This window comes from Paractinoplanes abujensis, assembly GCF_014204895.1.
Classification (GTDB): Bacteria; Actinomycetota; Actinomycetes; order Mycobacteriales; family Micromonosporaceae; genus Actinoplanes; species Actinoplanes abujensis.
This window is the reverse complement of the sequence record NZ_JACHMF010000001.1, coordinates 1,871,108-1,882,317: the sequence shown is the minus strand read 5'-3', so window position 1 is coordinate 1,882,317 and position 11,210 is coordinate 1,871,108. Positions and strand designations below refer to the sequence as shown.

Here is an 11,210-nt window from a genome sequence, read left to right as displayed (position 1 = left end):
ATCCACCCCGCCACCCCGCCACCCCGCCACCCCGCACGCTCGGACGTCGAACTCACGTCCTCGCACAACATGCATCCCCGGCACATCGCCCAGCGCCACCACCCCGCAGCGGCAAGCCCGCGCCACCACGAGCACCATCGCTCAATCCCGCGCAGCGACAGGGCGAGCACACAACCACGCGACCCAAGAGCGAACGAACGCAACAACGCGACTTGAGAGCGGGCGAACACGCAACAAACGAGCACCATCGCTCAACAAGCAAACGGCCGCGCGCAACGACAGAACGAGCACACAGGCGCGCGGCCCGAGACCGGGCGAGGACCAGGATTGCGCACTTGTTCCAGCAGCGGCGTCCCCGGACGACAACGAGCACTCACTACCGCGCGGGCCGGAATCCCTCGAATGCGCAACTACGAGCAAACACGAGCATCGCGACGGCCTTCCTCGGCGAGTGCGACCAGCTCAGCGCACGGGTGGGAACGAATGCTCACAACTGCGCGGGCCGGAGTGAGCGAACGAGCGACTGCGAGAAGGATCGGTCACTCCGCATCGGTCACTCCGCTCGCGGCCCCACCTCAGACCGGAGGTGAGCGAACGAGCGACTGCGAGCACTTCGGTCACTCCGCTGGGCGAGCCGGAGTGAGCGAACGAGCGACTGCGAGCACATCGGTCACGTCCCTGGGCGGGCCGGGAGTGAGCGAACGAGCGACTGCGAGCAGGATCGGTCACTCCGCTCACAGCCCCACCTCAGATGCGAGCGGGCCAGGAGAATGCGCGAACGCGCAACTGCGAGCACTATCGCTCACCCGTGTTGGCAGGCGGGGGCAGTGCGCGTATGTGAAGGCGTGCCGGTCGTCCGGGTTTTGGGCGTCACCACTCACGCACGTCGCGCGGGTGGGGTGAGCGTTTTGGGCGCGCCAGCGCCCTGCTCACCCCGCCCGCGTCCCGGCGGGAGCGACGGTCCGTCACCCACCACCCCGGCACGACATCTGCTTTTGAAAGGCAAGCGGCGAAGCGCTCAGCCGTTGACGCCGACGGGGACGTCGCCGCGCAGAGTGATGCGGTGCATGACGCGGCGTTCGGTGCCGTAGTCGCGGTTGGCGTAGTGGGCTGTGCTGCGGTTGTCCCAAATGGCGACGTCGCCGGGGGCCCAGCGGTGGCGGACGATGTGTTCGGGCTTGGTCAGGTGGGCGTAGAGCAGGTCGAGGATGGCGCGGCTCTCGAACTCGGACACGCCGACGATGTGGGACGTGAAGCCGGGGTTGACGAAGATGCCGCGACGGCCGGTTTCGGGGTGGACGCGGATCACCGGGTGTTCGATCGGGTCGAGCTTGGTCACGACTTCGCCGTCCCACTCGTTGCCCTGGCCGTTGCGGCGCTGGGCCAAGTAGTAGCCGAACTCACGGTTGCCGTCGTGCACCGCGGTCAACGTGGACACCAGTTCCTGCACGGCCGGCGACAGCGAGTCGTAGGCCAGTTGCGCGTCCGCCCAGTTGGTGTCGCCGCCCGTCGGGGGCAGGGTGACGGCGCGCAGGATCGAGCCCAGCGGGGGGCGGCGCATGAACGTGACGTCGGTGTGCCAGACGTCGGCGAAACCGTTGTCCGTGCTGTCCAGGGCGTACACCTCGGGATGCTCGGCGTCGACCCCCGCCACCACGGGATGCGAGGCGGTGAGCTCACCGATGCGGCGGCCCAGCGAGATCTGCCCGTCGTCGTCCAGCGTCTGCTCGCGGAAGAACAGGACCTTGCGTTCCACCAGGGCGGCCCGGATGTCGGCCACGTCGGCGTCGGAGACCTTGGTCAGGTCGATGCCGTGGACGATCGCCCCGAAGTGCGGCGACAGCTGGTCGAAGATCATGCGGTTACCTCCGTACGGGATCGGACCGCCGCGCCCACCTCGGCGCGCAGGGCGGCGAACTCGGGCAGGCCACGCAGTTCGTCGGGGGTGATCCCGGTGCGCGGCAGGTCGATCGGCAGGTCGAGGGCGATCCGCCCGGGCCGCGGCGTGAGCACCACGACCCGGCTGCCCAGGAAGACCGCCTCGTCGACGCTGTGGGTGACGAAGACGCAGGTGCGGGTGGCCGAGACGGTCCGCAGGTCCTCCTGCAACTTCTCCCGGGTGAGCGCGTCGAGCGCCGCGAACGGCTCGTCGAGCAGCAGCAACGGGTTGTCGACGGCCAGCGCCCGGGCGATCGCGACGCGCTGTTGCTGGCCGCCGCTGATCTGCCAGGTGCGCCGGCGCGCGACATCGTGCAGCCCGACCCGTTCGAGCAGCAAGTCCACGTCGGCCGCGGACGCTGATTGGCCGGCGTAGCGCAGGGCCAGCGCGACGTTGCCGCCCACGCTGCGCCACGGGAACAGGCGGGGCTGCTGGAAGACCAGGCCGGCGCCGCGCCCCGGCACCGGCGGTGCGCCCGCGGTGCGTACGGTCCCGAAGGTCGGCTCCTCGAAACCCGCGATCAGGCGCAGCAGCGTGCTTTTGCCACAGCCGGAGGCCCCCACGAGCACGAGGAACTCGCCGGACGGGACGGTCAGGTCGACCGGCCCGACCGCGGTGACGTCGCCGTAGCGGTGCTCGACGTCGGCCAGCTTGATCGCGTCAGCCGAGGACACCGGGCAGCCCTTCGACGTAGATGGCCTTCTGCACGTCGGCCAGGGCGGGCACGGCGTCGATCTTCTGCTGGCCCTTGAGGAACTCGGCCGCGCTGACCAGGTTGTCGGCCAGCTTGCCGACCTTGTCGGGCGTGCCCAGCCACTCGTCGGTGGCCAGGTCGGCCGGCTTGAGGAAGACCCCCTGGGACAGCTGCTCCTGCGCCTCGGCCGGGCTGAGGTTGAGCTCGGCGCCGATCGACTTGGCCGCGGCCGCCGGGTCGGTGGCGATCAGGTCGAGGGCCTGCGCCTCCACCTTGCGCCAGGCGTCGACGGCCTCCGGGTGGGCCTCGGCGAACTCGGTCGTCACCACGCCCAGGTCGAGCGTCGGCTTGCCCGCGGTGGCCAGTTCGCGGCTGGAGATGAGCACCTTGCCGGTCTTCTTGATCTCGGCCAGCGACGGCAGCCACGTGTACGCCGCGTCGATGTCCCCGCGCGTCCAAGCGGCCTGGATGTCCTGCGGCTCCAGGTCGACGATGGTGACTTCCTTCTCGGCCACGCCCGCCTTGTCGAGCGCGGCGAGCAGGCTGTAGTGGGCGGTCGAGGCGAACGGCGTGCCCACCTTCTTGCCCTTGAGCGAGGCCACATCGGTCACGCCGCTGCCGTTGCGGGCCACGAGCGCCTCGTTGTCGCCCGCCACGTCCAAGACGAAGGCCACCTTGTACGGGATGTTGAGCGGGGCGGACAGGCCCCGCGCGACCGGGCTGGACCCGATGGCCGCGATGTCGATGCTCCTGCCCACGAACGCGGTGTTGATGCTGGCCCCGGAGTCGAACTTCGTCCAGGTGATCTGGTAGTCGGGCAGCGCCTTCTCGAGCAGCCCCTGATTCTTGACGACGAGGTCGCCGCTGGGGAACGCCTGGTAGGCGAGCCGGATGGTTTTCTTCTCCGGGTCCGCGCCCCCGCTTGCGGCGCCGTTACCGCAGGCGGCCAGCGTGAACAGGGCCAGGCCGGCGATGATTTTCTTGTACACAGCGGTTCCCTATCTATGCACGGCCTCGCCACGGGATCAGCCTGTTTTCGGCCGTCCGCAGCAGGGCGTCGATGAGCAGGCCGGAAAGGCCGATGGCGAACAGTCCGAGCACGACGACGTCGGTCTGCGAATAGCGCTGGGCGTCGCGGACCATGCCACCGATTCCCGGTACGCCGTTGATGGTCTCGGCGGCGACGACCGAGCTGTACGCCATGCCGACGGCGAGCCGCACGCCGGTGAAGATCTCGGGCAGTGCGTTCGGCAAAGTCACATCCCGTACGACCTCCCACCGGCCCGCTCCGAGCGCGCGGGCGGCCTCGACCAGCCCGGTGGGGGCGCCCTGCACGGCGGCGGCGGTGGCCACGGCGACCGGGGGCAGCGCGGCGATCGAGAGCAGCCACAGCTTCGGGGTCTCGTCGATGCCGAACCAGATGATGAACAGGCTGAAATACGCGAGCGGAGGCAGAGCCCGTACGAAGGTGACGACCGGCTCCGTGACGACGCGCAGCCACGACACCACGCCCATCAGCACGCCCAGCACGAGGCCGCCGGCGACACCGATCACCGATCCGATCAGGATGCGGCGCAGCGAGATGCCGAGATGCTCGATCAGGAGGCTCCCGCTGTAACCCCGGACCCCGTCGTGCGTGGTCGAGGTCTGGATCAGTTGATGCCAGACGGCGCCCGGGGACGGGATGAACGTGGGGTTCTGCATCGTACGGGCGGTCAGCTCCCACAGTCCGTACAGGACGGCGAGGGCGAGCAGCCGCAGCAGGAACCGGCGGCGACGACCGCCCTTGGGCGCCAGCGGGGAACGCCGCGGGGCGGACGGGTCGGCCGACAGGACAGGCGGCGCGGACAAGGTGGTCACACGCCATTTCCTACCTTGCCTATCGGTTTAAGGCAAGCAGGTGTCCGGCTGCTGGACCGGCCCCTACCCCACGCGAAGGACGCTGACGGTGTCGTCGTCGCCGTTCGAGACGTACGCGAACCGGCCGTCGGGCGCGACCGCCATCGTGCGCGGGCTCTTGCCGACCGGGACAGTGGCCGTGACCCGTCCCGTGCGCGGGTCGACGACGGAGACCGAGTTGCTGCCCTCGTTGACGGCGTACGCGTGGCCGGAGTCGACGGCGAACGCCGCGGCCTGCGGCTTGTCGCCCACCCGGAAGGGGCCGCGGCGTTCCAGCGTCTCGGTGTCGATGAGGTCGACGGCGTCGGCTTGGAAGCAGGCGACCACCGCCGTCCGGCCGTCGGGCGAGACGGCCAGGCTGTGCGGCGCGGCGCTGACCGGGATCGACTTCAGCCGGCGGTCGGTGCGGGTGTCGATGGCCGACACCGTGCTCGACTCGTGGTCGGGTGTGAAGACGCGCCGGCCGTCCTGGTCGAACGAGACGGCGTGCGGGTTCTCGGGCACGAAGACGCGACCGGTGAGCTGCTCGTCGCGGTAGATCTCGACGTTACGGCCACCGTGGATGGGCACCCACAGACGGCCGTCGGGGGCCGCGGCCAGCGCGTACGGCTGGACGCCGGTCTTCAGGGTGCGCAAGACGGTCAGCTTCTGGGCGTCCACGACCGCCACGCCGCTGCCGCTGAGGTCGTCCTCGTACATCGACACGAAGACGCGCGTGCCGTCCTGTGAGACGGCGACGAAACGCGGGGTGTTGCGCAGGGTGACGCTCGTGACCCGGCCCGATCGGAGGTCGGCGACGGAGAGGATGCGGGAGTTCTGGTTGGCCACATAGACGGTCTTGCTGTCCGGCGAGACGGCCACGCCCTCGGGCTCGTCGCCGACTTCGATGGTGCCCACTACCGTCGGCTTGTCCACGCTGGGCCGGGTCTGCTCTTCCTTGTCACCCGGCTGCTCGTTGGTGCCGCCCGGCTGCTCGCTGGTGCCGCCCGGCTGCTCGTTGCCGGCGCCGGCTGGCCGTTCCTGTTGCTGGGCGGCCGGGGCCTGATCGTCCTGCAGCGTGACCGCGGCCGCCAGGCCCGTGCCCACGAGCAGAACCACCGCGGTCGCCCCGGCGATGATCAGGCCCTTCACCCGCCGGCGCGACCCCTGCCGCGGGTCGGTCGGCGGCAGGAAAACCGGCTCACGATTCACGAAGGTGACCGCGGGGCCGGCTTCGCTCGGCGAGTTCCCCCGTACGGCGGCAAGCTCCGGCGGCTCGAACCCGATCTGCGCCGCCGCGATGTGACCCGTGACCGGCAGGTCGGCCGCGCCCGCCGGGCCGTCCAACGAGACCATGCCGGCCAGCGGACCGTCGCCCGGCTGCCATTGCACCTGCAGGTGATCGCCGGCGATGCGGGCCCGCAGGCCGCCCCCGGTCACTTTGATCTCCGAGGCCAGCGCCACCGGCGCCCCCTCGATCCGGACGGCAGCGGACAGTCGCGGTGTGCCCGGCGCGACCGGCCCGAAGTCGATCCGCGGCGGCACCAGCGAGACCGACGTCTCAGCCAGCGCCGCGCCCGCAGCCGCGGACACCTCGAAGTCGTCGTCGGCCATCATGGCGACGAGCGCGGCCCGGGCCGCCACGGCGGTCTCCCGATCCTCGCTGCGGGCCCGGTCACGCAGGTCGCCGACCGCCGCCAGCCGCTCCGAACTCATCCGGTCACCGCCCTGTCTCGAAGGGGACGGCCGACCGTGTCAGTCGACCGGGTGGGGCCGCAGCTGAAGGACCGGGGCGACATGGCCCGGTGGCAGCGTGGGGTAGGCCGGCTCGGCGCCGAGCTCACGGCGCAGCCGCCGCGCCGTGCGCCGCCAGCGCAGATCGTCGTCGTCGGCCGGGCCCTCGATGAAGGCCTCGGCCGGCAGCGCGGCGAGCGCTGCCAGTAACCGCCCGTCATCCCACATGCCGTGGGGTACGGGCGGCGTGTCCACCGGGTTCAACACGATCACGCATCGATGCTCATCGCCCCTGCTCGGTCCTACGGCCCTGGCCCTGTTCACACGCCAGCCGGCGCGGGACGGTTCAGCGTTTTTGTCGCAGGGTCGGTCTAGGGTCGTCCTCGCATCCGTTGAAGGAGGATCCATGACCACCCTGAAGGACCGTCCCGGCACCGCCCTGCTGGTCGTCGACGTGCAGACCGGCGTCGTCGCGGCCGGCCACGACCGTGACGCCGTGCTGGCCAACATCGCCACGCTGGCCGACCGCGCCCATGCCGAGGACGTCCCGGTCATCTGGGTCCAGCAGACCGACGACAACCTGGTCCACGGCTCGGAGAGCTGGCAGTTGGAGCCGTCTCTACCGGTGGCTCCGGGCGACACGGTGCTCGAGAAACAGTGGGGCGACTGCTTCGAGGCCACCGAACTCGAGGCTCTGCTGGCCGCCCGGGGCGTAGGCCGCCTGGTCGTCACCGGCGCCCAGACCGACGCCTGCATCCGCTCCACCCTGCACGGCGCCTTCACCCGCGGCTACGACACGCTCCTGGTCAGCGACGCCCACACCACCGAAGACCTCACCTCCTACGGCGCTCCCCCGCCGGCCCAGGTGATCGCCCACACCAACCTGTACTGGAGCTACCAGTCCGCCCCTGGCCGCACCGCCGGCACAGCCCTCACGAAGGAGGTCACCTTCACCGCCTGACCGCGCAGGACGGCCTGCTCGCCCGACACGATCCGCCGGCCCGCCACGGTCCGCCGGCCCGCCACAGTCCGCCCGGCCACACGGTCTCCCCGGCTGACTGATGGCGGCGGCTGAGCGGTGCGCCCGTTCGCGCGGTCCGCCCGGCCGCACGGTCCGCCCGGCCACACGGTCCGCCCGGCTGACTGACGGCGGCGGCTGAGCGGTGCGCCCGTCTGCGCAGCGGAGGGCACCAAGTAGGGGCGGTGTCCTCGCCCGCCCCGCGGCAGGGCGACCCGGGCAGGCGATGTGCTCGGCCATCCAGCGGGAGGGCGGCCCAGGTGAGCGGCGCTGAAGACGTGTGCGAGGGCCGGGTGTCACAGCCGCGGAGCGGTGGTGGAGCCGAGCCTTTCGCTGGGCCACGTCTTGGCGCTGCGGGCCCAGGCGACGGTGCGCTCAGCGACGGCGACAGGGCAGCCCGGCTGGGCGGTGCACTCGGCCACGCCGCGGCGTACCAGCCATCTGACCGCCGCGCTCAGCCACACGGCAACCGGACAGCCCAGCTGGTCGCCGCGCTCAGCCACACGGCGACCGGACAGCCCAGCTGGGCCGTGCGCTCGGCCACGCGGCGGCGGGGCGGTGCGCTTGGCCGTGGGGCGCGCCGTGCGGCGTTCAGGGGCGGTGGTGTGGTGCGCGGCCGAACGGTGGGAGTGTGCGGCGTAGTTGGCCGGGCTGGCTGCATGGGCGGTGGCGTGATGTGCTCCGGCGAACGGGACAACCGGTGTTTCGTGATACTCCGGATGTGCGGGGTTCGTGAGGGCGGGCAGCACGGGTCGGGGTGGGGTCGAGACTGCGGGTGCCGGACCGGTACTGAGCGCGCCTGTGAGGTCGGCGACAGCCTCTCAGGTCGGGCGCGGCGCTTCCCGATGACCGGACGTGCGGCACGGACGGCTTTGGATCTGGTGGCTCGCGGCCGGCGTGGCCGCGACCGCCGGTCACTATGTGCTGCCGGCCAGCAGCACAACCGCGAATCTGGTGTACGACGTCATCGGCGCCATGACAGTGGTGGCGATCCTGGTCGGTCTGCGCCTGCGCCGCCCGGACCGGCCGGCGATGTGGCGGTGGTTCGCGGCCGGTCAGGTCACCTTCGTGCTCGGCGACATCACGTGGGAGATCTACGAGAACGTCCTGCACCTCTCGCCCTACCCGTCGCTGGCCGACGCCTTCTATCTGAGCTCGTACCCGATGTTCGTGGTGGGCCTGTTGCTGCTGGTGCGCCAGCGCAGCAGCTCGCTGGGCGACCTGATCGACTCCGCGATCGTGGCGACGAGCCTGGCGCTGGTCTTCTGGATCTTCGTGTTGCATCCGGTGGCCGCCGACTCGGGCCAGACGTTCGTCGAGCATGTCGTGACGATCGCCTACCCGGTGGCCGACGTGCTGCTGCTGGCCTTGCTGGCCCGGTTGTTCACCAGCGGCGGGGCGCGCACCCTGAGCGTCCACCTGCTCGTGCTGGGCACGACGCTGCAGCTCGCCGGGGACACCGCCTTCTCGGTCATCCCGCTCTATTCGGACGCGAGCACCCACCCCACCGACCCGATCTTCTTGCTCTCGTACGTGGTCTGGGGCGCCGCCGCGCTGCACCCGTCGATGGCCGCGCCGCCCGCTTCGGGCCGGGTGTCGGCCCGGGTCGGCCGGGGCCGTCTGCTGCTGTTCGGCTCCTGCTCGTTGCTCGCGCCGGCCCTGCTGGTCGTGCCGCACATCGGCACCGACCCGGTCGGGCGGCTCTCGGTCGCGATCGGGGCCACCGCGCTGATCCTGCTGGTGATCGCGCGGATGGCTGGTTTCGTGTTCGAGGTGCGCCGCCAGTCGGCCGAGCTGACCCGGGCCGCGATGAGCGACGCGCTCACCGGGCTGGCCAGCCGTCGCCGGTTCGAGGTCGAATTGGGCGACGCGCTCGACGCGGGCCGCCCGCAGATGTTGCTGCTCGGGTTGAACGGCTTCAAGAACGTCAACGACGAGCTGGGCCGCCCGATCGGCGACCGGGTGCTCGGGCTGCTGGCGGAGCGGGTGCGCGCGGTGGCGCCGGAGTCGTCGGTCGTCGCGCGGATCGGCGGGGACGAGTTCGCCGTGCTGCTGGCCGACGCCGACGCCGACGCGGCCCGCGCGCTTGCCGCGTCGCTGACGGTCACGCTGAGCGCTCCCGTGGTGGCCGGCGGGCACGAGCTGTACATCGGGGTGGCGATCGGCCTGGCCGGCGGGACGGGTGTTTCCGCGGTCGAGGTGATGCGGCAGGCCGAGTCGGCCATGTACGCGGCCAAGCAGACCGGTGAGCCCGTTCGGCGGTGGTCGCCGGCGTTGGACGAACGTGCGGGCGAGTTCGTGCGGCTGGGCGCGGAGATCCGGGCCGCGCTCGACAACGACCAGTTCCGGGTCGTCTACCAGCCCATCGTCGAGCTGCCGGCGGCGCGGGTGGCCGCGGTGGAGGCCCTCGTGCGGTGGGAGCACCCCGTACGGGGTCTGGTCAGCCCGGCCGCGTTCATCCCGGTCGCGGAGCGCAACGGCTTGATCGTCGAGCTGGGCGAGTGGATTCTGCGGACGGCCTGCCGGCAGCTCGCCGACTGGCGCGCGACGCTGGGCGAGCTGGCACCGGACCGGGTCAGTGTGAACGTGTCGGCCCGGCAGCTGGCCCGGCCGCATTTCGCCGCGACGGTGGCGGCCGCACTGGCCGACAGCGGGCTGCCCGCGTCCTGCCTGGCCGTCGAGGTGACCGAGACCGCGGTGTTCGAGGGCGGGCAGGCGGTCGTCGCGCTGCACGAGCTGCGCGCGCTCGGGGTGCGGATCGCGCTGGACGACTTCGGGACCGGGCATTCGTCGCTCGGCCTGTTGCAGACCGTGCCCGTGGACATCCTCAAGGTGGACAAGTCGTTCGTGGACAATGTCACGGCGGCGGGCCGTCACGCCGTCATCGCCGAGGCGTTGTACCAGGTCAGTTCAGGGTTGGGGCTGGCCGCGGTAGCCGAGGGGGTGGAGACCGCGGAGCAGGCCGAGGCTCTGTATAAGGTGGGCTACCGGCTCCTGCAGGGCTACCACTACGGGCGGCCGGTGGCAGATCCCGACTTCGCACTGCCGGCGGCGATGAGTGAGTTTCGCACTCACGTTTAGCCGCGTCCCGGCGGGGTATCGGGCCGCCGTCAGAAAATCCGCCGAGCGACCGGAGTGAGCATGTCGTTGGAGTACCGGCTCGAACGCCACGGCGACCGGATCACGGTCGCGCCCGAGGGCGACATCAGCCTCGAAACCGTCGACGTGCTGCGCAACGTGTTGCGGACCATCGTGGACAGCGGCGACGCCAAGCACATCGACGTCGACATGCGGGCGGTGTCCTTCCTCGATTCCAGCGGCATCGGGGTGCTGGTGGCCACGCGCAAGGCGGCCGCGGCCCGGGGCGCCACGTTCATGCTGCGCGAGCCCACGCCCATGGTGCGCATGGTGCTGCAGGTGGCTCACCTCGACGGCATCCTGCTCGAAGACACCTCCATGAGCTGAGCCTGTTACAGGCGCAGCAGCATCGTGTCGGAGTTGCCCTCGCGGCCGACCACCTCGAAACCGGCCCTCTCGTAGATGCGGCGGGCCGCGTTGCCGTCCTCGACGCTCAGGCTCAGGCCGGGCAGCGACCGCTGCCGGGCCCGGGCGATCAGCGCGTCGAGCAGCGCGGAGCCGATGCCCCGGCCGCGCGCCTCGGGCCGCACCCCGGCCGTGAGCTCGGGGATGCCGGGCGCCACGAAGCCGTAGCCCGCACGTCCGGCGGGCAGCGCGCGGGCCCAGACCGCGCCGACGTCGCGCCCGTCGACGGCCGCGATCAGGCCCAGGTCGCCGGTCTGCGGGAAACCGGCGAGATAGCGCTGGGCCATCTGGTCGGAGCGCACCCACGCGAGGGTGAAGCGCGGCCCCGACCAGTTGTACGCCTCCAGGGTGATCTCTTCGAGGAAGGGCAGGTCGCCGGCGCCGGCGTCGCGAATCAGCACCGG

Annotated in this window: 11 protein-coding genes; 3 read left to right on the top strand and 8 right to left on the bottom strand. The window is 71.4% G+C overall.

Going from position 1 to position 11,210, the window contains the following annotated elements:
* Nucleotides 1-1,018 precede the first annotated feature (1,018 nt).
* The 6 genes from BKA14_RS08070 to BKA14_RS08045 form a co-directional block, all read right to left on the bottom strand.
* Nucleotides 1,019-1,858, bottom strand: a complete 840-nt coding sequence (locus tag BKA14_RS08070; RefSeq protein WP_184950282.1) for a TauD/TfdA dioxygenase family protein — start codon at nucleotides 1,856-1,858, stop codon at nucleotides 1,019-1,021.
* Complete coding sequence (locus BKA14_RS08065) at nucleotides 1,855-2,613, bottom strand: ABC transporter ATP-binding protein (RefSeq protein WP_184950281.1); 759 nt, start codon at nucleotides 2,611-2,613, stop codon at nucleotides 1,855-1,857. Before BKA14_RS08065 ends, BKA14_RS08070 begins: the two co-directional genes overlap by 4 nt.
* Nucleotides 2,600-3,622 (bottom strand): taurine ABC transporter substrate-binding protein, encoded by a 1,023-nt coding sequence (locus BKA14_RS08060; protein WP_184950280.1) that lies wholly within the window; start codon nucleotides 3,620-3,622, stop codon nucleotides 2,600-2,602. Before BKA14_RS08060 ends, BKA14_RS08065 begins: the two co-directional genes overlap by 14 nt.
* Before the next feature lie 13 nt (nucleotides 3,623-3,635).
* On the bottom strand, nucleotides 3,636-4,493 hold the full coding sequence (locus BKA14_RS08055; RefSeq protein WP_184950279.1) for an ABC transporter permease: 858 nt from the start codon (nucleotides 4,491-4,493) through the stop codon (nucleotides 3,636-3,638).
* A gap of 63 nt (nucleotides 4,494-4,556) precedes the next feature.
* Nucleotides 4,557-6,227: a beta-propeller fold lactonase family protein gene (locus BKA14_RS08050; RefSeq protein ID WP_184950278.1), complete on the bottom strand. Its 1,671-nt coding sequence runs from the start codon at nucleotides 6,225-6,227 to the stop codon at nucleotides 4,557-4,559.
* 39 nt (nucleotides 6,228-6,266) lie between these two features.
* Nucleotides 6,267-6,518, bottom strand: coding sequence for a hypothetical protein (locus BKA14_RS08045; RefSeq protein ID WP_184950277.1), 252 nt, complete (start codon nucleotides 6,516-6,518; stop codon nucleotides 6,267-6,269).
* Between the two features lie 133 nt (nucleotides 6,519-6,651).
* Between BKA14_RS08045 and BKA14_RS08040 the strand changes: the two genes are divergently transcribed.
* Entirely contained in the window at nucleotides 6,652-7,206 is a 555-nt protein-coding gene (locus BKA14_RS08040; protein WP_184950276.1) for an isochorismatase family protein, read from the top strand.
* A 353-nt stretch (nucleotides 7,207-7,559) separates the two neighbouring features.
* On the opposite strand, the gene BKA14_RS08035 is transcribed toward BKA14_RS08040, so the two are convergent.
* Nucleotides 7,560-7,766 carry a hypothetical protein gene (locus BKA14_RS08035; RefSeq protein ID WP_184950275.1) on the bottom strand — a complete coding sequence of 69 codons (207 nt, stop codon included), beginning with the start codon at nucleotides 7,764-7,766 and terminating at the stop codon, nucleotides 7,560-7,562.
* Between the two features lie 352 nt (nucleotides 7,767-8,118).
* On the opposite strand from BKA14_RS08035, the gene BKA14_RS08030 reads away from it, so the two are divergent.
* Nucleotides 8,119-10,344, top strand: a complete 2,226-nt coding sequence (locus tag BKA14_RS08030; RefSeq protein WP_184950274.1) for a putative bifunctional diguanylate cyclase/phosphodiesterase — start codon at nucleotides 8,119-8,121, stop codon at nucleotides 10,342-10,344.
* A gap of 60 nt (nucleotides 10,345-10,404) precedes the next feature.
* Nucleotides 10,405-10,728: an STAS domain-containing protein gene (locus BKA14_RS08025; protein ID WP_184950273.1), complete on the top strand. Its 324-nt coding sequence runs from the start codon at nucleotides 10,405-10,407 to the stop codon at nucleotides 10,726-10,728.
* Nucleotides 10,729-10,733: 5 nt separating this feature from the next.
* On the opposite strand, the gene BKA14_RS08020 is transcribed toward BKA14_RS08025, so the two are convergent.
* Nucleotides 10,734-11,207: a GNAT family N-acetyltransferase gene (locus tag BKA14_RS08020; RefSeq protein WP_184950272.1), complete on the bottom strand. Its 474-nt coding sequence runs from the start codon at nucleotides 11,205-11,207 to the stop codon at nucleotides 10,734-10,736.
* Between the last annotated feature and the right edge of the window lie 3 nt (nucleotides 11,208-11,210).

Bases quoted from the DNA above. Each gene is read 5' to 3' on its own strand.
- BKA14_RS08070 (WP_184950282.1), bottom strand. From the start codon at position 1,858: ATGATCTTCGACCAGCTGTCGCCGCACTTCGGGGCGATCGTCCACGGC.
- BKA14_RS08050 (WP_184950278.1), bottom strand. From the start codon at position 6,227: ATGAGTTCGGAGCGGCTGGCGGCGGTCGGCGACCTGCGTGACCGGGCC.
- BKA14_RS08040 (WP_184950276.1), top strand. From the start codon at position 6,652: ATGACCACCCTGAAGGACCGTCCCGGCACCGCCCTGCTGGTCGTCGAC.
- BKA14_RS08025 (WP_184950273.1), top strand. From the start codon at position 10,405: ATGTCGTTGGAGTACCGGCTCGAACGCCACGGCGACCGGATCACGGTC.